Genomic DNA, 22,491 nt, shown 5'->3' with positions numbered 1-22,491 from the left:
ATGGCCGCGCCTTATGCCGTTAAAAAAGAACACCATTTTTATGTCGAAGCGCGATTATTACGAAATCCTCGGCGTCGATCGGAACGCGTCGGAAAAAGACCTTAAAAAGGCCTACCGCCGGGTGGCGATGAAATACCACCCGGACCGCAACCCCGACGACAAGGAGTCGGAGAACAAATTCAAAGAGGCCAACGAGGCCTACGAAGTACTGTCCGACCCGCAGAAAAAGGCGGCCTACGACCAGTTCGGCCACGCCGGCGTGGAGGGCCAGATGGGCGGCGGCGGAGCCGGCGGTTTTGGCGGTTTCTCCGACATCTTCGGCGATGTATTCGGCGATATCTTCGGCGGCGGCGGCGGCCGCCGCGGTGGGCCGGCGCGGGGCTCCGACCTGCGCTACGACCTGGAGCTGGACCTGGAAGACGCAGTGCGCGGCACCACGGTCAAGATTCGCGTACCCACTCTGGCCTCCTGTAAAACCTGCCATGGCTCCGGTGCCAAGCCAGGCTCCCAGCCGCAGACCTGCGGCACCTGCGGGGGTATCGGTCAAGTGCGCATGCAGCAGGGCTTCTTCTCGGTGCAGCAGACCTGCCCCAATTGCCGCGGGCGCGGCACCATCATCAGCGATCCCTGTAGCAGCTGCCATGGCCGCGGCCGTGTGGAGGAGACCAAGACTCTCTCGGTCAAGGTGCCGCCGGGCGTGGACAGCGGCGACCGCATCCGCCTCTCCGGCGAGGGCGAGGCGGGTCCGGACGGCGGTCCCGCAGGAGATCTCTACGTGCAGGTGGTGGTGCGCGAACACGAGCTGTTCCAGCGCGATGGCAAGAACCTCTATTGCGAAGTCCCGATCAGTTTTGTCGCCGCCGCGCTGGGCGGGGAGCTGGAAGTCCCCACCCTGGAGGGCAAGGTCAAACTGAAGATTCCCCCGGAGAGCCAGACTGGCAAACTCTTCCGCCTGCGCGGGAAGGGCGTCACCCCGGTGCGCGGCGGCGCCCCCGGCGACCTGCTGTGCCGCGTGGTGGTGGAGACCCCGGTGAATCTGTCCGCGAAACAGAAGGACCTGTTGCAGGAATTCGCCGACACCCTGAGCGAAAAGAAAAACTCCCCCCGCCAGACCGGCTGGTTCGAGGGAGTGAAGAACTTTTTCGGCGATATGAAACTCTGATCCCGCGCTGAAAGCTCCAGCTCCGCAAGCGGGCCGCAGGCCCGCCTGCGGACGAGTGCTTTCTTTCCCCATTCCTCCCTCCTATCTCCTGCAATACCACTACAGCTATCCTTACCTACCGGGGTAGAATCCGCGGCTTCGGCCGGACGGGAGGAAAAATCATGGCGATAAAAGTTGCAGTAACGGGATTTGGTGGGCGCATGGGGCGTGCACTCGCGCAGGCGTTGGGGCAGTCGGATGCGGCGGAGCTGTCCGCGGCAATCGTGCGGCCCGAGTCCAGCCTTGTGGGCGCCGATGCTGGCGAAGTCGCGGGTCTGGGGCGCAGTGGTCTGCCGATTGTGGGCGACCTGGCGCAGGCGGATTTCGACGTGCTGATCGACTTCACCGCTCCCGTCGCCACCCTGGCCAACACCGCCTTCTGTGCCGCCCGCGGCAAACCCATTGTCATCGGCACCACCGGTTTCGACCCGGCACAGAAAGCCGAAGTGCTGGCGCACGCGCAGTCCATACCCCTGTGCCTGGCCAGCAATTTCTCCACCGGGGTCAATCTCTGCTTCAAACTGCTGGAAACCGCCGCGCGGGTACTGGGCGAAGATGCGGATATCGAGATCGTCGAGGCCCACCATCGTCACAAAGTGGACGCCCCCTCCGGCACCGCCATCAGCATGGGCGAGGTGGTCGCCGGGACTTTGGGTCGCGATCTGTCGGAGGTCGCCGTCTATGGCCGCGAGGGCCAGACCGGCGCGCGCTCGCGGGATACCATCGGCTTTGCCACGGTGCGCGGCGGCGATGTGGTGGGGGATCACACGGTGATGTTCCTGGCGGATGGCGAACGGGTGGAGATAGGCCACAAGGCCAGCAGTCGCCTGTCGTTCGCCCGCGGGGCGGTGCGCGCCGCGCTCTGGCTGGCGGGGGAGGGACTGGCGGGCCGCGAGCCCGGCCACTACGATATGCGCGATGTGCTGGGCCTATAGCAGTGGGAAATGTAGGATGGACAAAGCGCAGCGTGCCCATCGCCGGCCGTCTGATGGCACGAGCCCGCCCTGATTTTTGCTATTTGTAACGGAAAATCGAACTTGGAAAAAAAACTAATCGTCGGCAGCGAAGAGTGGTGCAGCCTCCCCGGTCTGGGTATCCCCGCGATCAAGGCGCGGGTGGACTCGGGAGCGAAGACCTCGTCCCTGCACGCCTACAATATCCAGACTTTCAAGCGCGACGGCGATCCCTGGGTCAGCTTCGAGGCGCACCCGCTGCAGCATTTGCGCCGCCCGTCGGTGCGCTGCGAAGCGCGGGTACTGGACAAGCGCATGGTGCGCAGTTCCTCCGGCGACAGCGAAAAGCGCCCGGTAATCCGCACCGCGCTCGCGGTCGGCGGCAGTGTGTGGGATATCGAACTGACCCTCACCAACCGGGACACCATGGGTTACCGCATGCTGCTGGGACGGGAGGCGATGCTCGGGCGCATGCTGGTGGACCCGTCGGAGAGCTTCTGCCTCGGGGACCTGCCCGCCAGCGAGCTGGAGGAGTACTACCGTGACGAGCACCATATCGCCGGCACCGGCCTGCGTATCGGCGTGCTCGCCTCCAATCCCGACCTGTACAGCAACCAGCGCATCATGGAGGCCGGTGCCGAGCGCGGCCACCGCATGAGCTTCCTGGATATCCGCCAGTGCTATATGAAGCTGGACCCCACAGAGCCGGAAGTGCACTACCGGGATGGACGCATTCTCAACAACCTGGACGCGGTGATACCGCGGATTCGGCCCAGCCAGACCTTCTACGGCTGTGCGCTCACCCGCCACTTCGAAAGCATCGGCGTATTCGCTCTCAACGGCTCGGCGGCCATCAGCCAGTCGCGGGACAAGCTGTTTTCCCTGCAGCTGTTGCAGCAGAACGGCCTGAATATCCCCATCTCCGGTTTCGCCAACTCGCCGGTGGACACCAACGAACTGATCGAAATGGTGGGCGGCGCGCCGCTGATCGTGAAGCTGCTGGAGGGCACCCAGGGCAGGGGCGTAGTGCTGGCGGAAACCCGCAAGGCGGGGGAGTCGGTGATCAACGCCTTCAAATCCCTAAAGGCCAACCTGCTGGTGCAGGAGTTTATCCGCGAGGCCCAGGGGCGCGACCTGCGCCTGTTCGTGATCGACAACAAGGTGGTTGCGGCCATCCAGCGGGAGGCGGCGCCGGGCGAGTTCCGGGCCAATATCCACCAGGGAGGCACCGCCTCGGTGGTCAAGGTCACCGCCGAGGAGAAGCGCCTGGCGATCAAATCCGCCAAGGTTCTGGGGCTCAAAGTGGCCGGGGTGGATATTATCCGTTCCAAAAAGGGGCCGCTGCTGCTGGAGGTCAACTCCTCGCCCGGGCTCGAGGGTATCGAGAGCGCCACCCGCAAGGATGTGGCCGGCGGCATGATCCTGGCCATTGAAAAGGCGCTCAAATGGCGCTCATTGGCGGTGCAGGAGACCCAGCCCCCTCTCCCCTGATGGCGACGCCCTCTCGCCGGTACTAACCTTTGAGAGCGCCGCGGCAAAGTGCCCGGCGCAACGACTGTTTTCCAGGATGGTCAACGGGGCTCAAAGGTATGATTCCTAGGAAATATCGCTTCTACCTGCGCATCTCCGGCCTGGTGTTGCTCCACCTGACGGTATTGCTGGCGGCGGTAGCCGCCACCGGTAGTCGCGCCGCCACCCTGCTGTCCGATTCCGAAGCCGGTCGCCGGGTGATGGTCGACTATATCGTTCACTTCGCTCACCATCTGCAGTGGCCCATCCAGGTGTTTTCCGGTACCGATGCCCCTTTCCGTATCTGTGTTATGGGTGATGACCGTCTGCGCGGGCCCCTGGCGAAGCGCCTTAAACACCAGCGGGTGAACGGGCGTCGCGTGGAGCTGGAGCAGGTGAACATGGGCGAGCTGCTGCGGGCGCGCAGCTGCCAGATAGTGGTGCTGGGCAACATGGAAAGGGAAAGCCTGATGAAGACAGTGGGTGCCCTGGAGTTCTTCCCCGTCCTCACCATCAGCGACATCGAGCGTTTCGCCGCTGCCGGCGGTATCATCGGCTTTACCGGCAACGGCGACACCATCGCCCTGCAACTGAACAAGACCATGCTCGACCGGGCGGAGCTGAAAATGGGCAACAGCCTGTTTCGCCTGAGTCGGGAGCCTGAGTAGGTGGACAGCACGCCCGGTACGGCCCACTGGCACAAACGGTAAAAATCGCGTAGAATCTGCGCCCGGTTTGGCGGGTCCTCCGCCGGTCACATAACGAGAGCCGCGCGTGAACAAAGTTTTTAAAAAAGCGAGATGAGCTGAGAGGCCATCTCGCTTTTTTATAGGTTTATAGGGTACACCTGCGTCCTGCCGAAGGCAGCTTCACCGGCCGGGAACCCTCCCTGGCCCGTTCGCCTGGCGCCCGCAAATGCGGCATATCTCGGGTAAACAGCATTCACTGGAGATCAATTTGAATAAAACCGCCCCCACGCCGGAGCCCCTGATGCCCCACACTACGCCAGCTCTGCTGATACTTGCAGACGGCAGCGAATTTTACGGGCGCGCCATCGGCGCCCACGGCAGCGCCGTTGGCGAAGTGGTTTTCAATACCTCCATGACCGGCTACCAGGAGATCCTCACCGATCCCTCCTACGCCCGACAGATAGTGACTCTCACCTATCCCCATATCGGCAATACCGGCACCAATGCGGAAGACGAGGAATGCGACCAAATCTGGGCCGCGGGCCTGGTGATCCGAGACCTGCCGCTGCTGGCCAGCAGCTTCCGCAAGGAACAGTCGCTGGACGAATACCTGCGGGAGCGCAATATCGTCGGCATCGCCGATATCGACACCCGCCGCCTCACCCGCCTTCTGCGCGACGGCGGTGCCCAGAGCGGCTGCATTGTCGCCGGGGAAAACATCGACAGCGCAGCGGCGCTGGCCAAGGCGCGGGAGTTCGCCGGCCTCAAAGGCATGGATCTGGCCAAGGTGGTCTCCACCAAGCAGAGCTACCCGTTCAACGAGGGCACCTGGGAGCTGGGCGCGGGCCACAGGGCCGCACCGGAGCAGCCTTTCAAGGTGGTGGCCTACGACTACGGAGTCAAACGCAATATCCTGCGCATGCTGGTGGACCGCGGCTGCGATGTCACCGTGGTGCCGGCGGAAACCCCGGCCTCCGAGGCGCTGGCGCTCAACCCCGACGGCATTTTCCTGTCCAACGGCCCCGGCGACCCGGAGCCCTGCGACTACGCCATCGACGCGATCAGGGAATTTCTCGAGGTGGGTATCCCCACCTACGGCATCTGCCTCGGCCACCAGCTGCTGGGCCTGGCGGCTGGTGGCCACTCGGCAAAAATGAAGTTCGGCCACCACGGGGGCAACCATCCGGTACAGTGTTTGCAGACCGGCAAGGTGATGATCACCGCCCAGAACCACGGCTTCTCGGTGGATGCGGACAGCCTGCCTGAGAATGTGGAAGTGACCCACGTGTCCCTGTTCGACCGCACACTGCAGGGTATCCGCCTGAAAGACAAGCCGGCGTTCAGCTTCCAGGGGCACCCGGAGGCCAGCCCGGGACCGCACGATATGGCACCGTTGTTCGACCAGTTTATCGAGTTGATGGAGGCGCGCCGCTAGGCGCAATTTGCAAAGCCTCTCGCAGGCCGCCAGTACGCGAATTTATTTTTGAGACCTACCGGTTAACAGGCCGGTGTGAAACGGAAGAAAGATGCCAAAACGCACAGATATCAAAAGCATACTGATTATCGGCGCCGGCCCGATAGTAATCGGCCAGGCCTGTGAATTCGACTATTCCGGGGCCCAGGCCTGCAAGGCGCTGCGCGAGGAGGGCTACCGGGTGATCCTGGTGAACTCTAACCCCGCCACCATCATGACCGACCCGTCCATGGCGGACGCCACCTATATCGAGCCGGTGGAGTGGCGCACCGTTGCCAAGATCATCGAGGAGGAGCGCCCGGACGCCATCCTGCCCACCATGGGCGGCCAGACGGCGCTCAACTGTGCGCTGGATCTGGACAAACACGGCGTGCTGGAAAAGTTCGGTGTGGAACTGATCGGTGCCGACAAAGACGCCATTGAAAAGGCCGAGGATCGCGACCTGTTCGACAAGGCTATGCGCGCCATCGGCCTGGAGACCCCGCGGGCGAAGATCGTGCACTCCCTGGAGGAGGCAAAGAAGGTGCCGGAGCAGTTCGGCTTCCCGGTGATCATCCGCCCGTCCTTCACCATGGGCGGCTCCGGCGGCGGCGTGGCCTATAACTGGCCCGAGTTCGAGGAGATCTGCAAGCGCGGCCTCGACCTGTCCCCCACCAACGAACTGCTGATCGACGAGTCGCTGCTCGGCTGGAAAGAATATGAGATGGAGGTGGTGCGCGACAGGAACGACAACTGCATCATCGTCTGCTCCATCGAGAACTTCGACCCCATGGGCGTGCACACCGGCGACTCCATCACCGTGGCCCCGGCGCAGACCCTGACCGACAAGGAATACCAGCTGATGCGCAACGCCTCCATCGCGGTGTTGCGCGAGATCGGCGTGGAGACCGGCGGTTCCAACGTGCAGTTCGGCGTCTGTCCCGAAACCGGGCGCATGGTGGTGATCGAGATGAACCCGCGGGTATCCCGCTCCTCGGCGCTCGCCTCCAAGGCCACCGGCTTCCCGATCGCCAAGGTGGCCGCCAAGCTGGCGGTGGGCTACACGCTGGACGAACTGCAGAACGACATCACCGGTGGCGCCACCCCGGCCTCCTTCGAGCCCACCATCGATTACGTGGTCACCAAGATCCCGCGCTTCACCTTCGAGAAGTTCGGCGAGGCGGACGCGCGCCTGACCACGCAGATGAAATCCGTGGGCGAGGTAATGGCCATCGGCCGCACCTTCCAGGAGTCTCTGCAGAAGGCTCTGCGCGGCCTGGAAGTGGGGAGTTTCGGCCTGGAGAGCAAGATAGATCCGAATGAGGACGGCGCCCAGGAGCGCCTGCGCCGCGAGCTCTCGGTGCCCGGTGCCGAGCGCATCTGGTATGTGGGCGACGCCTTCCGCATGGGCATGAGCGTACAGGAAGTCTACGAAGTATCCGCCATCGACCCCTGGTTCCTGGTGCAGATCGAGGAACTGATCAAGATCGAGAAGCCCCTGGGTTCCATGCCCACCTCGGCGCTCACCACCGAGCAGATGCGCTACTTGAAGCGCAAGGGCTTCTCCGACCGCCGCCTGGCGGACCTGCTCGGCGTCAGTCAGAAAACCGTGCGCGAATTCCGCCACAAGCTGGGCGTATTCCCGTCCTACAAGCGCGTCGATACCTGCGCGGCCGAGTTCTCCACCAGCACCGCTTATATGTACTCCACTTACGACGAGGAGTGTGAGGCGAACCCGTCCGACAGGAAGAAGATCATGGTGCTCGGCGGCGGTCCCAACCGCATCGGCCAGGGTATCGAGTTCGACTACTGTTGCGTGCATGCCGCGCTGGCAATGCGTGAGGATGGCTACGAGACCATCATGGTCAACTGTAACCCCGAGACCGTCTCCACCGATTACGACACCTCCGATCGCCTCTACTTCGAGCCGGTGACCCTGGAGGACGTGCTGGAAATCGTGAGCAAGGAGAAGCCGGTGGGGGTAATCGTGCAGTTCGGCGGCCAGACGCCGCTGAACCTGGCGCGCTACCTGGCCAACGAAGGGGTGCCGATTATCGGCACCACCCCGGAGCAGATCGACCGCGCGGAAGACCGCGAACGTTTCCAGCAGATGATTATACGCCTGGGGCTCAAGCAGCCGCAGAACGCCATAGTGCGTTCGGTTTCCGAGGCGATCCAGGCCGCCAAGGAAGTGGGCTACCCGTTGGTGGTTCGCCCCTCCTACGTGCTCGGCGGCCGCGCCATGGAGATCGTGTACAAGGAAGACGAACTGCTGAATTACATGAAAGAGGCGGTGCAGGTGTCCGACGAGGCCCCGGTGCTGCTGGACAACTTCCTCAACGCCGCCATCGAGGTGGATATCGACGCGGTATCCGATGGGCAGGATGTGGTGATCGGCGCCATCATGCAGCATATCGAGCAGTGCGGCGTACACTCCGGGGACTCCGCCTGTTCGCTGCCGCCCTATAGCCTCCCGGCGGAAGTGCAGGACCGCATGCGCGAACAGGTCAAGGCCATGGCCCGCGAACTGGGCGTGGTGGGGTTGATGAACACCCAGTTGGCCTACCAGGACGGCGAGATCTATGTGATCGAGGTGAACCCCCGCGCCTCGCGCACCGTCCCCTTCGTATCCAAGTGCATCGGCACCTCCCTGGCCAAGATCGCCGCGCGTTGCCAGGCGGGTACCACTCTGGCGGAACAGGGTTTTACCAAGGAAATCGTGCCGGACTATTTCTCGGTCAAGGAATCGGTATTCCCGTTCAACAAGTTCCCCAAAGTGGACCCCATCCTCGGCCCGGAAATGAAATCCACCGGCGAAGTCATGGGCGTGGGCGAGACCTTTGCCGAGGCCTTCGACAAGGGCCTGCTCGCCGCAGGCGACACCCTGCCGGAGTCCGGCAAGGTGTTCATCTCCGTGCGCGACTTCGACAAGCCCGAGGTGGTGAGCGTTGCGCGGGACCTGGCCGGGCTCGGATTCGAGCTGGTTGCCACCCGCGGCACAGCCAGGGTCTTGCAAGAGAGCGATATTCCCGTTACAACCGTCAACAAGATGAGCGAGGGCCGGCCGCATATCGTCGATATGATCAAAAACGACGAGATCGCCCTGGTAGTCAACACCACGGAGGGGCGCCAGGCCATTCGCGATTCCGCCGATATCCGCCGCAGCGCGGAGAACCACCAGGTGTGCTACACCACCACGCTGGCCGCGGCCAAGGCCATGGCCCTGGCGATGCAGATCGGCGAACCGCTCAAGGTGCGCCGCCTGCAGGACTTGCACCAGCAGGTGGTCAAGCTGCCGGAATAAGGCTTGCGCCTTTTTGTAGGAGCGGCCGTTGGCCGCGATCGGACTCAGCGGTTAACCCCGCATCGATCGCGGCCAACGGCGGCTCCTACAGGCAATATCAAATCCTGAAATACCAGCCAGGCCTCGCCCATTGGCAAAGCCTGGTTTTCTAGTGAATAAATTTGGAGGCCCCATTTTGAACCGGGTACCAATGACCATAGAGGGCGCCGAGTCACTGCGTGCCGAACTGGAAAAGCTGAAAAAAATCGAGCGCCCGGCCGTAGTTCAGGCCATCGCCGAGGCCCGCGAACACGGTGACCTGAAAGAAAACGCCGAGTACCACGCCGCCCGCGAAAAGCAGGGCTTTATTGAGGGGCGCATCCGCGATATCGAGAGCAAGCTGTCCTTCGCACAGGTGATCGATGTCAAATCCATCGAGCCCAGCGGCAAGGTGATCTTCGGTACCACGGTGAGCATTATCCATATGGATACCGACGAGGAGGTCACCTACAAGATCGTCGGCGACGATGAGGCGGATGTAAAAAACCACAAGATTTCCGTCAACTCCCCCATCGCCCGCGCCCTGATCGGTAAGGAAGAGGGCGACGTAGTGGAAGTGCACACCCCCTCCGGCGCGGTCGAGTACGAGATCGACCAGGTCAAGCACATCTGATCCCAGTTCCACAAGCGGGCCTCAGGCCCGCTGCTAGACCTCCTGCAATTATTCGAGCAGATCGATACTGTCGACGCTGTAACCCGCCGACAAAAACCCTGAACCACCCGAGCCACTGATCACAGAAATCACCAACCGATTCCACTCCCCGGGATTCTGCTTCCAGGCAGTAGCGGGGATCTCAAAGGGATAGGTGACGTTGTTGCAGCGATAGCTGCCGGTGGTCAGGTTGCGGCTCCTGGGCTGGCTCGATGCCGACTGGAAGTCGGAAGTCCAGTCGTTGACCGTAATGTTGGGCCGCCCGCCGGCAAAGGCGCAGGTCAGACCGATACGCAGGGTGTGGGCGGATTCGATCTGGTCGCTGTTCAATTTGAAGTAGACGATATGATCGTTGTTGACTTCCTTCCACATATACGCAGGAAATTCCGCGTCACTTGATGACCCGATAATATGGTTAACCGGGTCCCAGGTATCGATCCGCACATCGGAAGGATGCATCTTCGTCAGCTTGTCGCCGTTGAGAAACTCCTGCGGCGAGCCGTCCCAGTCGCCGATGCGCCAGATCGCAGGATCGCCGCTGGGATCATCCGCGATGGAAATGCTGTGAAGAATCGTTGTTTCACCTGCGGTGACCGTCACCTCCTCCCGTGTGTAGACCTCCAATTCGTCTTTATAGATGGTCATCTTATAGGTGCCCGGGCGTATGCCGGCGCGGCTGTAGTAACCGTTGTCTGAGCCGGCATCGGTCCAGTACTGCGCGGTGCCGCTGGCGAAGCCCACGGTGTAGTCGTAATTCGGGTCCATGCCGCTGATCCCGACGCCCGCTATCCGGCCGCGTTCAGACGGCGCGACGTATCCCCGCAACTCCATATCGGCAAACCAGGAAGTATCGGGCCGCTCGCTGGGGGCTTCTCCCCCGGTCGCCACGAAGGTGTAGCTGTTCAGGATGCCGGTCCTGAAGTCCTCGGTCTGGGCCTGGCCGTAATTGACGATATAGGTCAGTTCCTGGTCGGTATCCGTGGCCTGGTTGAGCAGGCTGCGGTAAAAGGGGCCGCCAGAGCCTCCTTCATGGTCGTCCCGGACCACCCACATGCCCACGTTGTTGCCGGTGGCACCGATATGGGTCCAGTCTTTCAGGCGCTGGTTGGAATAGTGCTTGGAGCGGGTTTCGCCGTTGGCCAGGGCAAAGATATCCGATGACTCGACGGTCGAAACCGTGCCGCGGAGGTCGGAAGCCTCGGGGCCATCGGGCAGCAGCGCGGAACTCAGGCGCAGGATGTAGCGCACATGGTTGTGAACATTCGGCTCCGATGTGAAGTGGGTCCCCATGTAAATATGCGGATAGCCGCGGCGGGCCATGTAGTAGTGGGTGAGGTCCCCGGCCTCGACAGTCACCTTGATAAAGTCGGTGCCTACGGTCGATGCACTCACCGCCACCGAGGAAGTGCCGGAATACAGCCAGTCGAAGCCCGCGTTGACCTGGGAGCCCCGGCTCTGGTTCTGGTATTCGGCCCCTTCGTACACCAGGGAAGCGATATCGCCGGCGGACTGGGTGCTGGCCCCGTTGTCCGTCCTGCGCACTTTGAACACCAGGCCGGCATCGGTATCGATCGTATAAAAGTCTGTGCTCGCACTCAGGCCGAAGTCGGCACAGGCGAGGCAGGGAAGCACCAGCGTCAGCCCCGGGAGCAAGGCCTTCCAGCCGGTAATTCCCCGAGGGGAAAGGCGCATTTTGGTTGGAGAGTTTCTATTCATAGCTTCTTCCGCAGTAGTGTTGCTTTTGTCTTGTAAGTACTTACTTCAATGAGCTGCTAAGGGCTTCGGCGCTATCGGCGACGTTTCCTTCAGCTACTCGCCATCCATTAAATATGGAAAGTTTTTCGTTTTCTCCCGACGCCTTAGCATTTTTTTCCGAAATTGGTCATACACTGAAGAATAATTGCTCAGGCCGCTAGTCGTGAAACTTCCTACCACGTTCCTCGCGATCCTTGAATTTAATTAAATAATTAATTAAATTTTGATTACTTATCTGTTGAAAGGTGGGATTCATGACGCCCAGAAGCACGGCCAATAAGCGGCCTCCCGGCCGCCCAAGCCGCGACTCCGCCGAACTGCGCCCGGCGCTGATCGATGCGGCGCTGACCTGCTATGCCCGTGAAGGGGTGGCGGCTACCTCCCTCAAGGCCATCGCCAGTGAGGCCGGCGTAACCCCTGCACTATTGCACTACTATTTTGGCAACCGGGAGCAGTTGCGGCAGGCGGTGATCGAGGAACGGATAATGCCGCTGATGTATCGGGTTCAGGAGAAACTGGTTTCCAGCGGCGATGTGTCGGCGCTGATCAATACTTTTATCTCCGCCATGGGCGAGGTGGTAGTGGAGAACCCCTGGTGGCCGCCGCTCTGGGTGAGGGAGGTATTGTGCGAAGGAGGAGCCCTGCGGGGATTGATGATCGACCGCCTGAAGGAAGTGGCCCGCCTTTTCACTGCCCGGTTTGCCACCGCCCAGGAGGAAGGGAAACTGAATGTCGCCCTGGACCCCCGACTGCTACTGGTCTCCCTGATCGGCCTGACCCTGTTTCCCGCCGCCGGTGCGCCCATCTGGCGGCAGTTGCAGGATGCGGACGATATCACCGGTGAGGATATGCAGCGGCACACCCTGGCACTGCTGCAGAGGGGGTTGGAGTTGAAGCCATGAAGGGCGTCGGGTTTTCCGTCCTGTTCGCAACACTGCTGTTGTGCGCCTGCCAGCCCGAGCCGAAGCAGGCCCTGGGCACCCTGGAGTGGGACCGCATCGCGCTGCCGGCGCCGGCGGCGGAGAAGATCGTGAGCATCGAGGTGCGCGAGGGGCAGCGGGTCAGTGCCGGGCAACTGCTGTTGCAATTGGACGACAGCCGCACCCGCGCGCAGCTGAACGCCGCCCGTGCCGAGGTACAGCGGCGCAAGGCGGAACTCAAGGAACTGCGGGTGGGCCCGCGGATCGAGGAGATCGAGCGCGCCCGGGCGAACCTGGCCGCCGCCCTCGCCGAGGAAAAGGAGGCGCGGGACCATTACCGTCGCCTGTATGAACTGGGCCGCCAGGATTATGTCTCCCAGCAGGAGATCGACAGCGCCAAGGCCGCCGCCGACGCCGCCACCGCACAGGTGGAGTCCGCTCAGGCGGCGCTGCTGGAACTGGAGCGGGGCACTCGCAGCGAACAGATTGCCCAGGGAGAGGCCGCCGTGCTCCAGGCCCGGGCGGAAGCGGAGGCGCAAGCGGTGCTGCTGGAGAAACTCGATGTGCAGGCCCCCAGAAACGGCCTGGTGGATGACTTGCCCTTCAAGTTGGGGGACGAGGCGCCGGTGGGCGGTGCGCTGGCGATTATGCTGGTGGGGGACACACCCTACGCCCGGGTGTATATCCCCGAACCGCTGCGCGCGGATGTGCAGGTGGGTGACAGCGCCGAGGTCTTTTTACAGGGACGGGAAAAACCTTTTCGTGGGCGGGTGCGGATGATCCGCAATGAGCCGGTTTTCACTCCCTACTATGCCCTCACTGGCGACGATGTGGCGCGGCTCAGCTACTTGGCGGAAATCCAGCTGGGACAGGATGCCGCCGAACTGCCCGCCGGACTGCCGCTGCGTGCGGAGTTTCCCCGCGCCACCTCTTCCGGGGCGGGGAACCCGGCAAGGTCTCAGGGCAGCGCACTATGAGCGAATCCGAGCCGGCGATCCGTGCCCGCGGTCTGACCAAGAAGTTCGGCGACCTGGTGGCGGTGAACGATATGGATCTCACCGTCGCGCGCCGGCAGGTATACGGCTTTCTCGGCCCCAACGGCTCCGGCAAGTCCACCAGCATCCGCATGCTGTGCGGCCTGCTGACCCCAACCGAGGGGGATATCGAAGTGCTGGGCTTGAAGATTCCCGATGAAGCCGACGCGCTGCGCAAACGCATCGGCTATATGACCCAGCACTTCTCTTTGTTTACCGATCTCACGGTGCGTGAAAACCTGGAGTTTCTCGCCGCGATCCAAAACCTGTCGCGCCGCGACACCACTGCGCGGGTGGACGAGCTGCTGGAGGAATACCATTTCAGCGACCGCGCCGACCAACTGGCGGAAACCATGAGCGGCGGGCAGAAGCAGCGCCTGGCACTGGCGGGCGCGGTGATCCACAAGCCGGAACTGCTGTTTCTCGACGAGCCCACCAGCGCCGTAGACCCGGAATCCCGGCGGGATTTCTGGGAGAAGCTGTTCGAACTGGCGGACGCCGGCACCACCCTGCTGGTTTCCAGCCACTATATGGACGAGGCGGAGCGCTGCCATCGCCTGGCGATTTTGGACAGGGGAGTGCTGGTGGCGGACGACTCCCCGGCGGACCTGACCGGCTCCTTACGGGGGCGCACGCTGGAGGTGCGCACAGACCACCCACGCCGGGCGAAGGAGATATTGCTCGGCGTGTCGGGGGTTATCAGCGCAGCGCAGATCGGCAACAGCCTGCGGGTTCTCCTGGAGAAAGTGGACGACAATACGGCGCGCATCAATGAAGCCTTTGAACGGGAAGGGTTGAGCGCCGAGGCGGAACCCACGGAGCCCAGTCTCGAGGATGTGTTTGTTGCGGTTACCTACAGGGAGGAGGAACAATCGTGAATTCGCGGCGACTGCTGGCAGTGGTGGTCAAGGAGGTGCGCCAATTGCGCCGGGACCGCATTACCCTGGCAATGATTATCGGCATCCCGATCATGCAACTGATCCTGTTCGGCTATGCCATCAACCTCAACCTGCGCCACCTGCCCGCAGCAATCGCCGATGAAGCGGGCACCAGCGGTTCGCGCCAAGTGGTGATGGACATGCTCGCCACCGGGATAATCGAGCCGGTAGTGGATGCGACCAGCGCGCAGCAGCTGATGGCCATGCTGCGCCGGGGCGAGATCAGCGTGGGGGTGGTGATACCCCGGGATTTCGAGCGCCGCATGGAGCAGGGCAGCGAGGCGGTGCAGGTACTGGTGGACGGCAGCGATACCGTGGTGCAGAGCGCCGCCGCGCAGCTGGCGCAGATGCCGCTGGTCCATGTGCCCGGCGTGCCGCGGAATTCCTCCGTGCCGCTTCCCGAAACGCCGATCAGAGTGGTGAGTTTCTACAACCCCCAGCGCGTCTCCGCGATCAATATCGTCCCCGGACTGATCGGCATTATCCTCACCATGACCATGGTGATGTTCACCGCGGTGGCCATAGTGCGCGAGCGGGAGCGCGGCAACATGGAACTGCTGATCGCCACCCCGGTGAGCAGCGCCGAACTGATGATCGGCAAAGTGCTGCCCTACGGCCTGATCGGCCTGGTGCAGACCAGCCTGATCCTGCTGCTGGGCATGCTGCTCTTCGACGTGCCCATCCGCGGCAGTGTGCTGGATGTCTACTGGGCCGGCGTACTGCTGATCCTCGCCAACCTGAGCATGGGTCTGCTGATTTCCACCCGCGCCCAGTCCCAGTTCCAGGCCATGCAGATGACCTTCTTCGTCTTCCTGCCCTCGATACTGCTGTCCGGCTTTATGTTCCCCTTCGACGGCATGCCCCATATCGCCCAGTGGATCGCCGAGGTGTTGCCGCTCACCCACTTCCTGCGCCTGATCCGCGGCGTGATGCTGCGCGGTGCCGGGCTGCTGGAGCTGTGGCCGGACGTGCTGGCGCTGGTGGTCTTTATCTTCCTGATGATGACTTTTGCCATATTGCGGTTCAGAAAACGCCTGGATTAATCCGTCTTATATCGCCTCTTGGCTATCTGAAGCAGCTTTCGGTTATCGATTTTATTTTTACAGCAGGCCTCGTAGAGGTCGTTTATTCAGGGCCAGGCGCATCAAAACCGATCCAGGTCCCTGGCTATAGTAACCGGCCCCTTGTACAGGGCCTTGACCCGCCGGGTGTAGTATTCCACCTCTTCGGGCTCTATCAGCCCGGGCGCCATGTGAGTCACAACGACATTCTTTACCCCTGCTCTGTCGGCTATCTGCCCGACCTGCTCCGGACTCAGATGGTGGTTGGATAAATGGGTAGTTATCCCTGTAAACACTTCGCCCTCCATGCCCGGGTTGACGCGTTTTAGCAGAGCGATAGTGTGGTCAATATCCATCATTTCGCTGACCAGCAGATCGGCTCCCCGGGCAAGTTTTTCAACGGCCTCACTGGGGCCGGTGTCGCCGGTATATACAATTATCCTGCCGGGAAGTTCGAACTTGTAGGCAAAAGACAGGAACTTCTTCCACTCCTCACTGCCCTTGGGCCAACTGTAGTGCGTGTTGCGGGCTGCGGTTAAGGTGAAGTCCTCGAACTTCACGCTCTCACCATCACCGAGCTCCACCACTTTGACGTTGCGGTTCGCGGGCGGAGGAATTTTACCGGGGACCCCATAGTGTCCCTCCACGCCGTAAGCCATGAATGCAAAAATACCTTCAACCATTTGCCGGGTACCGGGAGGGCCGTAAACGGTTAGCATGTCCGAAGCGCCGGTTTGCCACCGCAGACTGATCAGCGCTGGCAAACCGCCGGTATGATCAAAGTGCAGGTGACTGATAAATACCGCCTCGATACTTTGCATATTCAAGCCTGCCGTGGTCAGGCGACCGACCGTTCCATCGCCGGCATCTACCAGATAAACGCGATCATTGACCACCAATGCATTGGCCGGTTGCGAATGCACGGGATCGGGTTGCGGACCCGCCATGGTGCCCAGGGTAATCCATTCGCTGTTTACGGATGAATCTGTGCCGGAAAAGGCAGTGTTACTAAGTGCTGCAGCGAGCACAGCTCCCGCCATCCATTTGAGAATATTCATCGTCAACTCCTTATAGTGAGTTGGTTCTACAGCTGATGGGGTTATATATCAGATATCAAAGAAAAAGCCGCGCCCAAAAGGAAAAGGCGCGGAAAGGACAAACACCAGTTAAGATTAAAAGTTGTACTGAACACTACCACCGAAGGTACGCGGTTCGCTGATCGTCGAGAACATCAGGTCAGTGAACGTTGAGAGAAAGCCACTATTGATGGTTGCCTCGTTCTCAAGATTCCGTCCCCAGATGGCCGCGTTCCATGTACCGGAGGGCGAGGTGTAATTCAGGTACACATCGGTCCGGGTATATTCATCGGCTTTCTGTGAAGGCAGGTATTCAATGCCAGTATAGGTTTCACCGGATACCTTGGTGCGCAGCGTAAATGCCAGTTCACCGTTTTCCTGGAGATCGAAGATATGCTCGTAGGCAAGTGTGAACGACCACTCGGGCGCGCGGATCGCGTCCCGGCCACTACAGTCGATAACGTAGTTCTCCGTACCAGGTACTTGAGAGAAGTCACAGCCGACATTGGGTTCGCCGCCTGGAGAGAGGGCTGTGAACTCGAACTCGTCGAAGGTGGCATCCATGAGTTGCGCGTTCAGCGTCAGACGGTCCACCGCGGTCAGCAGGTAGTCTACTTCAAGATCCAGACCTTTCATGGTTGCCTGCCCGACATTCTCGGTGACAAAGGTAGAATAGCCTCCAGGGCTGTTCGCCAGGTGGGATTCCTGGTGGTCCTTGTAATCCCAGTAGAACAGCTCGGCATTGACCCTCAGTGAACCGTCCAGCAAGGTATTCTTGCTACCTAGGGAGTAGGCGGTAATGGTTTCCGGGTCGAAGAAATTGCCGAATTGCTCCTGCTCCGCGTAGTAGCCGCCAGCCTTGAAGCCGGTGCTGGCGGTGAAATAGACGAAGTTATCCGCGTCGATATCGTATTCCAGCCCCAGCTTCCAGGTTACCTCCTCGTCATCCACGCCCGTACCCCGCAAGTCAAACTCGTGCTGGCTGACATAGGGAGGGAAGACCGGGAATGTGTCCGAGGGTAAGTTGACGATGGCAGTGCCGCCTAGCATGCCCTTTTCTTCCTGGGTATAGCGGGCGCCCAGCTTGAGTCCCAGCTTGTCGGTCAAGGAATAGGTTCCTTCGGCAAAAATCGCCGCTGTCTCGGTTTCGAGATCGAGGTCGATATTCTCAAAAGAGTTCGCCGTCTGGCCAGGGGCAAGATTAATATTTGGGAGTTCCTGGATGAAGAACGAGTCATTGCTGGTATTTTCATCGAAATAAAACATTCCAGCTACCCAATCCAGCTTGTCCGTACTGTGGGCCCAGCGAAATTCGAGTGACGTCTGATCGGACTCGGTGAAGGTATCGAGCAAAAAGCCTGGGACGTAGTTCTGGTTATCAACCTCGCTTTCCCGGTAGGAGGGAATCAGAGTAAAGGTCCCCATATCCGTATGCCAGTTGAACTCGGCAACAATACTTTGGGCTTCCAGCTCGAACCCGGGGTCGGGGGAGGTCTCTGTGCCTTGGGCCAGCGATCCGCGCGTGAGGAGACCAGGGCCAGGGCCAGGTACGGGGCCGACACCAGGGATAAAAATGAATGCACTTGGACCGCGGTCTATGGTGAGCGCCTGGTCGACGGCATCTGACAGAACGCCGGCGTTCCAGGGGTCATCACTATCGAGAAAATCACCGCTGACCTCGCTGCTGGGCCCGGAAATCGTAGCCCCTGGTCCAGTGCGATCTTCACGCTGAGCCTCAGCAATCACCAAGGCGGAAAAATCGCCACTGTCGTACAGGCCGGACAGGCGGAAACTGGTGGAGTCGGCATCACTGGTGCCGTCATCAAAATACCCGTCGCGATCAATTTTCTGACCGGCGGCGCGCATGGCAAAGACATCATTGACGGGAATATTGGCAGCCGCCTCAAACCGCCTCAGATCATAGTTACCAGCCTCGGCGCTGATATATCCTCCCATGTCGCCGCCAATCTCGGGACGACGGCTGAGCAGGTTGATGGCCCCACCGGTGGAGTTGCGACCGTACAGGGTACCCTGGGGCCCTTTCAGTACTTCAATGCGTTCTAAGTCGTAAAACAGACCGCCATAGGTATCGGTGCGGGACACGTAGACCCCGTCCATATTGAACGATACGGCATTTTCAGCAAAGGCATTGCCCGCGAAGGTGCCAACCCCACGCACATAAAACTGCATCAAGCCACCGCCCATATTGGCTTGCAGGCTTGGCGTGGTGATACTGAGATCTTCGGCGGAATCCACCCCCATTTGTTCCAGTTTTTCGCCGGAAACGGCGGTGATGGCTGCCGCAGTGTCCTGGATACTGGCCTCCTTGCGCTCGGCGGTGATCACGACTTCCTCAATCTCACGCGTGGCGGCGCTGGCCGTCAGCGGTGCGGCGGCAGTCAGGATGGCGAGTGCGATGGTGTTACGTCTTGTAAAAGGATTGTTTTTCATCATAGCTGTTCTCCGTCACGCCAGAGATCGATGACGCATCGCATGGCGGGCGCCAAGTGAGACACGTCCGCGGCCAGTGTCAGGTCGCTCGACACCAGGGCCAGGCAGCCATCCGGCGTAGGGTTGGTTTCATTATCATTATCGGTAACCTCCCCCGCCTGCAGGCTGCCGCCGGCAAGCGGTGGATGTTGTTACAGCCGGCACCCTCCGGCACTGCGAAACAGGCTACGTCGAAAAATACCTTGTTTAAAAATCACTTATTGCGATGAGATGTATCCACAATCACGATACATTAGTTAGGCATGGCCGAGGCCATTGGTTCATGCGGTTTCCCAATGAAAGTTCTAACGTTTTACCCATCCCCTTATCTATTGATTTTCCTCTGCGCACATGGCCTCGAGCTTACGCCGCACCCGCACCGCCGCCACATCCTGAGGCAGTGATACCGGCTTGAGACTGAACAGATCGGTCGTGCCCATCATTTTTTGCTGCGCTTCAAGTATCGGCTTGTCCTCGCCCAGGAACTGGTTGGCAATAATTTCCTTTAACACTTGGTCTATCGCTGGATCATCAACCCGGAACTGGCGGGCATTGGCAAAGAAATAATGGGTAGTGGTCGCCGTTTCGGGCGTCATAATATGAAAGGAGGTGGAATCGATACCCTCTTCACGAGGACGGCCCGCCGGGGTGGCGCCCACTCTGAGCGACATATTCCCTGGTGCATTCCATTTCACCTCAAGCCACTGATCCGCTGGCGCTTCCGGGTCTGGCAATTGGCGGGCCAAAGCGGGAATTGCCTTCTCGCCAACAATCCACCAATGTGCGAAAACCGCCTCACCTTCTTCCCAGACCTTTGGCAGGGTTTTGGTCATACTGCCGTTGCCCAGGGATCCCGCATGCACATAGTCTGCATGAGTCAGATCGAGGATATTGTCCGTCAGCAGTTGATAGTTGGCTTCAGCGCGCATGTAATCCTGAACAACGCCGGTACCTTGAGTGTCGTCCATTATCGAGTAATCCGGAATCAGGGAGGTGTCGGCCTGATCCTTGTCACCCAGCCAGACCCAGACACCGCGGTGACGTTCCCTAACGCTGTACTCGGGCACCCTTGCCGCTCGGGCAATTTTGCCATTACCGTGAGGGTTGTGGACACACTGCCCGTCGGCACCAAACCTGAGTCCGTGATAGGGGCACTCGATGACATCGTCTACAACCTTCCCCATGTGCAGCGGCGCAAAGCGGTGCGGGCAGCGATCACCGATGGCGCACAGCTCACCGTTCGATTGGCGGAAAATGACAATGGGCCGCTCTGCGATGACCCGCCCCAGAGGCTTGTCGCGCACCTCATAATCCCAGGCCGCCAAATACCACGCATTTTTCAGGTAAGACATATTCTCCCCCTTTTTATTATGAATTTCGGCCAGTGTAGACACCACAGCTTTGCGCCGTTATGCTCTTTTTTACTTTATTTCGGCTAAATACTCTCAACTATTTATCTTCTTGGTTATGGACCTCCTCGGTGATGTGCTGCGCTCCCTGGGTGTTTTTTCCCATTCGATGGGGACTTTCTCACTGGCGGGGTCCTGGAGTTTGCTGATGCCGGTATTTCCACCGGGATTCACCTATGTTTTCTCGGTGACCCGGGGCAACTTCTGGCTCAACATTTAGCGCGACGGCGCTGCACCTGACAGAACTCATTTTCTCCAGCTTTGTGCGCGCTCACCTGAATACGGAAAAATCCCTGACACCAAGCTGGCTGAAGGGGTTGTCGGACCGGCGCATTGGCCAGGCACTGGCCATCATGCATCTGCGTTGCGACGAACACTGGACAGCGTCATTGCTGGCAGACGAAGTCGGCATGGCGCGCTCCAGCTTTTCTCGTGCCTTTCACCACCTGGTGGGCCAGTTGCCCATGGAATATCTGGTGGATTGCCGCATCCAGCTTGCGGCCCGCTACCTGCTGGATCGGCAACTGTCGGTCAGCGAAATTTCAGAAGCGGTGGGCTATCGCTCTGAACGCGCCTTTCGGCAGGCGTTTCGCCAGCGATTTGGCATGGCGCCGCGGGATTATGTGAAAGTGCACCGCGACACCCTTGAGATGTAATTCACGCAGGGACAGACTCATCGCCTCCTGATTGCTGAGATAGTTCCGCCTGATCAATCTGATGTAATTCATACAGAGACAGGCTCATCGCCTCCTGATCTCTGAGATAGTCCCGCGTGATCATCTTTTCCAGAAAACCCGTGTGGTCAAACACCAAGTCCCTGAGTTTGGCCAGGGGATAGGGCAAATAGTGGAAGAGATTGCCCAGCTTGCGGGCAAATTCCATGTGGTGATTTACGTAATCGACCCGCTGCGCTTCGAATGCGGCAAAGCCTTGGGTGACGGAATCGCTATCACTGAAATTCCGTTGGCCCAGCGCTTTGCCCAGAAAATACCCGTCTTCAATGGCCATGCCCATGCCGTAGGCCGCGTAGGGGGATACCGGATGCACCGCGTCTCCCAGGCATACGACCCGGCCGCGACTCCATTTCTTGAGTGACGGGCGGTTGTAGATATTCCAGCAGAAAATCTGCTTGTTGAAATCGGTGAAATCGGTGAAATCCGGGAAACGGGGCAAGGGGTCCGCCCAGTCTTTCAGTATCCCCTGGACATACGCTTTGACGTTCTCTGGCTCCGGGGCATTCTCCTTCACTGGCTCGACAATCCACCATTCATAGCCCGGTTTGCCGTCGTGCAGCATGGGGAAGAAACTGGCCTGGTACTTGTTCGAGTGAGTAACCGCTGCGGTATGGGGGGGAATGTCCTCAAGGCCGGCCGCATCACACCAGGCCAGCCAGACCCGCAGGCCGACATGAAACAGATCCGGTTCGCCAAAGGCCTGCCGGGAAACCCCCGAGCGAATGCCATCGGCCCCGACCAGAATATCCGCTTCCACACGGTTGCCATTGGTGAATGAAACCTGGATGTCATCGCTGCCCTCCTGGTATGACTGAAACGTGTGATCGGCCACAAGGATGCCTTCCGGCAGGCACTCCATCATCCGGGCGAAGGCATTGGAGCGCAACATGCCGTAGTGCCAGCCTTTGAGCCCGAAGGCCTTTTCAACCCGTGGATTGGAGGGCACACAGGTTCGCACCCGGCCGCGATGGTTGCGGAATTCCGTGTAGGTATAGGAGCCGAAATTGTTCAGATCAACGCCATACTCGCGCAGTATCGCCAGCACCGGCGAACTCAATAACACGCCGCCACCGAGTGGTTTGGGCTCCGGGCTCTTCTCATAGAGGCGAACATCGTAACCCTGGCGATGCAACGCCAGCGCCGCGGATACCCCACCCGGGCCCGCGCCGATAATCGCCACCCGTTTCCCCTTGCGCCAGGGTAATGCTGTTGCTGATGTCATTGCGCACCTCGCTGTTTTTGAGTTTTATTGTTTTGAAGTTGTGACCCGCGGG

18 protein-coding genes and 1 pseudogene are annotated in these 22,491 nt (G+C 60.3%); 13 read left to right on the top strand and 6 right to left on the bottom strand.

All coding sequences use genetic code 11. The features are described 5' to 3' along the window. Nucleotides 1-40 precede the first annotated feature (40 nt). The 8 genes and pseudogenes from dnaJ to greA all read left to right on the top strand — a co-directional run bounded on the left by dnaJ (nt 41) and on the right by greA (nt 9,761). A complete protein-coding gene (dnaJ, locus tag FHS09_RS02510) occupies nt 41-1,162 on the top strand; it encodes a molecular chaperone DnaJ (RefSeq protein ID WP_183456376.1) in 1,122 nt (373 codons plus the stop codon). A gap of 161 nt (nt 1,163-1,323) precedes the next feature. After that, on the top strand, nt 1,324-2,136 hold the full coding sequence (gene dapB / locus FHS09_RS02505) for a 4-hydroxy-tetrahydrodipicolinate reductase (RefSeq protein ID WP_183456374.1): 813 nt from the start codon (nt 1,324-1,326) through the stop codon (nt 2,134-2,136). A 102-nt stretch (nt 2,137-2,238) separates the two neighbouring features. Further along, nucleotides 2,239-2,640: pseudogene (locus FHS09_RS22670) on the top strand (ATP-dependent zinc protease family protein); the annotation flags it as partial. An 84-nt stretch (nt 2,641-2,724) separates the two neighbouring features. Then, a complete protein-coding gene (rimK, locus tag FHS09_RS02500; RefSeq protein WP_246394391.1) occupies nt 2,725-3,645 on the top strand; it encodes a 30S ribosomal protein S6--L-glutamate ligase in 921 nt (306 codons plus the stop codon). 98 nt (nt 3,646-3,743) lie between these two features. After that, nucleotides 3,744-4,331, top strand: coding sequence for a YfiR family protein (locus FHS09_RS02495; protein ID WP_246394332.1), 588 nt, complete (start codon nt 3,744-3,746; stop codon nt 4,329-4,331). Nucleotides 4,332-4,653: 322 nt separating this feature from the next. After that, the gene (carA, locus tag FHS09_RS02490; protein ID WP_183456749.1) at nt 4,654-5,787 is read left to right on the top strand and encodes a glutamine-hydrolyzing carbamoyl-phosphate synthase small subunit; all 1,134 of its coding nucleotides are present in this window, start codon (nt 4,654-4,656) and stop codon (nt 5,785-5,787) included. A 91-nt stretch (nt 5,788-5,878) separates the two neighbouring features. Then, a complete protein-coding gene (gene carB / locus FHS09_RS02485; protein ID WP_183456370.1) occupies nt 5,879-9,109 on the top strand; it encodes a carbamoyl-phosphate synthase large subunit in 3,231 nt (1,076 codons plus the stop codon). 175 nt (nt 9,110-9,284) lie between these two features. Next, nucleotides 9,285-9,761, top strand: a complete 477-nt coding sequence (greA, locus tag FHS09_RS02480) for a transcription elongation factor GreA (RefSeq protein ID WP_183456368.1) — start codon at nt 9,285-9,287, stop codon at nt 9,759-9,761. A gap of 48 nt (nt 9,762-9,809) precedes the next feature. On the opposite strand, the gene FHS09_RS02475 is transcribed toward greA, so the two are convergent. Next, on the bottom strand, nt 9,810-11,516 hold the full coding sequence (locus tag FHS09_RS02475) for a rhamnogalacturonan lyase B N-terminal domain-containing protein (RefSeq protein ID WP_221191758.1): 1,707 nt from the start codon (nt 11,514-11,516) through the stop codon (nt 9,810-9,812). Nucleotides 11,517-11,809: 293 nt separating this feature from the next. Between FHS09_RS02475 and FHS09_RS02470 the strand changes: the two genes are divergently transcribed. From FHS09_RS02470 to FHS09_RS02455, 4 genes are read left to right on the top strand one after another with little or no spacing between them, the layout of a single operon-like run. Next, nucleotides 11,810-12,457 carry a TetR/AcrR family transcriptional regulator gene (locus tag FHS09_RS02470; protein WP_183456366.1) on the top strand — a complete coding sequence of 216 codons (648 nt, stop codon included), beginning with the start codon at nt 11,810-11,812 and terminating at the stop codon, nt 12,455-12,457. After that, nucleotides 12,454-13,452, top strand: coding sequence for an HlyD family secretion protein (locus tag FHS09_RS02465; RefSeq protein WP_183456364.1), 999 nt, complete (start codon nt 12,454-12,456; stop codon nt 13,450-13,452). Before FHS09_RS02470 ends, FHS09_RS02465 begins: the two co-directional genes overlap by 4 nt. Next, nucleotides 13,449-14,387: an ABC transporter ATP-binding protein gene (locus FHS09_RS02460; protein WP_183456362.1), complete on the top strand. Its 939-nt coding sequence runs from the start codon at nt 13,449-13,451 to the stop codon at nt 14,385-14,387. Before FHS09_RS02465 ends, FHS09_RS02460 begins: the two co-directional genes overlap by 4 nt. Then, nucleotides 14,384-15,490: an ABC transporter permease gene (locus FHS09_RS02455; protein ID WP_183456360.1), complete on the top strand. Its 1,107-nt coding sequence runs from the start codon at nt 14,384-14,386 to the stop codon at nt 15,488-15,490. The genes FHS09_RS02460 and FHS09_RS02455 overlap by 4 nt, the downstream gene beginning before the upstream one ends. A 101-nt stretch (nt 15,491-15,591) precedes the next feature. Here the strand turns inward: FHS09_RS02455 and FHS09_RS02450 are convergent, their stop codons facing one another. The 4 genes from FHS09_RS02450 to FHS09_RS02435 all read right to left on the bottom strand — a co-directional run bounded on the left by FHS09_RS02450 (nt 15,592) and on the right by FHS09_RS02435 (nt 20,426). Continuing rightward, nucleotides 15,592-16,566: an MBL fold metallo-hydrolase gene (locus tag FHS09_RS02450; RefSeq protein ID WP_221191757.1), complete on the bottom strand. Its 975-nt coding sequence runs from the start codon at nt 16,564-16,566 to the stop codon at nt 15,592-15,594. Nucleotides 16,567-16,680: 114 nt separating this feature from the next. Next, nucleotides 16,681-19,038 carry a TonB-dependent receptor gene (locus tag FHS09_RS02445; protein ID WP_183456358.1) on the bottom strand — a complete coding sequence of 786 codons (2,358 nt, stop codon included), beginning with the start codon at nt 19,036-19,038 and terminating at the stop codon, nt 16,681-16,683. After that, entirely contained in the window at nt 19,035-19,199 is a 165-nt protein-coding gene (locus FHS09_RS23335) for a hypothetical protein (protein WP_425487760.1), read from the bottom strand. The genes FHS09_RS02445 and FHS09_RS23335 overlap by 4 nt, the downstream gene beginning before the upstream one ends. A gap of 204 nt (nt 19,200-19,403) precedes the next feature. Further along, complete coding sequence (locus FHS09_RS02435; protein ID WP_183456355.1) at nt 19,404-20,426, bottom strand: aromatic ring-hydroxylating oxygenase subunit alpha; 1,023 nt, start codon at nt 20,424-20,426, stop codon at nt 19,404-19,406. A 320-nt stretch (nt 20,427-20,746) separates the two neighbouring features. Between FHS09_RS02435 and FHS09_RS22665 the strand changes: the two genes are divergently transcribed. After that, nucleotides 20,747-21,139, top strand: coding sequence for a helix-turn-helix domain-containing protein (locus tag FHS09_RS22665; RefSeq protein WP_183456353.1), 393 nt, complete (start codon nt 20,747-20,749; stop codon nt 21,137-21,139). Nucleotide 21,140: 1 nt separating this feature from the next. On the opposite strand, the gene FHS09_RS02425 is transcribed toward FHS09_RS22665, so the two are convergent. Next, nucleotides 21,141-22,439, bottom strand: coding sequence for an FAD-dependent oxidoreductase (locus tag FHS09_RS02425; RefSeq protein ID WP_183456351.1), 1,299 nt, complete (start codon nt 22,437-22,439; stop codon nt 21,141-21,143). Nucleotides 22,440-22,491: the final 52 nt, after the last annotated feature.

It is taken from the genome of Microbulbifer rhizosphaerae (assembly GCF_014191725.1).
Classification (GTDB): Bacteria; Pseudomonadota; Gammaproteobacteria; order Pseudomonadales; family Cellvibrionaceae; genus Microbulbifer; species Microbulbifer rhizosphaerae.
The sequence above is the reverse complement of the archived record's forward strand: the minus strand, read 5'-3'. Positions and strand labels throughout refer to the sequence as shown.

Coding starts and splice junctions, on each gene's coding strand:
- FHS09_RS02465 (WP_183456364.1), top strand. CDS start 12,454: ATGAAGGGCGTCGGGTTTTCCGTCCTGTTCGCAACACTGCTGTTGTGC.
- FHS09_RS02470 (WP_183456366.1), top strand. CDS start 11,810: ATGACGCCCAGAAGCACGGCCAATAAGCGGCCTCCCGGCCGCCCAAGC.
- dapB (WP_183456374.1), top strand. CDS start 1,324: ATGGCGATAAAAGTTGCAGTAACGGGATTTGGTGGGCGCATGGGGCGT.
- FHS09_RS02425 (WP_183456351.1), bottom strand. CDS start 22,439: ATGACATCAGCAACAGCATTACCCTGGCGCAAGGGGAAACGGGTGGCG.
- carA (WP_183456749.1), top strand. CDS start 4,654: ATGCCCCACACTACGCCAGCTCTGCTGATACTTGCAGACGGCAGCGAA.
- FHS09_RS02450 (WP_221191757.1), bottom strand. CDS start 16,566: ATGAATATTCTCAAATGGATGGCGGGAGCTGTGCTCGCTGCAGCACTT.
- FHS09_RS02445 (WP_183456358.1), bottom strand. CDS start 19,038: ATGATGAAAAACAATCCTTTTACAAGACGTAACACCATCGCACTCGCC.
- FHS09_RS02495 (WP_246394332.1), top strand. CDS start 3,744: ATGATTCCTAGGAAATATCGCTTCTACCTGCGCATCTCCGGCCTGGTG.
- carB (WP_183456370.1), top strand. CDS start 5,879: ATGCCAAAACGCACAGATATCAAAAGCATACTGATTATCGGCGCCGGC.
- FHS09_RS02460 (WP_183456362.1), top strand. CDS start 13,449: ATGAGCGAATCCGAGCCGGCGATCCGTGCCCGCGGTCTGACCAAGAAG.
- FHS09_RS02475 (WP_221191758.1), bottom strand. CDS start 11,516: ATGAATAGAAACTCTCCAACCAAAATGCGCCTTTCCCCTCGGGGAATT.
- FHS09_RS02435 (WP_183456355.1), bottom strand. CDS start 20,426: ATGTCTTACCTGAAAAATGCGTGGTATTTGGCGGCCTGGGATTATGAG.
- dnaJ (WP_183456376.1), top strand. CDS start 41: ATGTCGAAGCGCGATTATTACGAAATCCTCGGCGTCGATCGGAACGCG.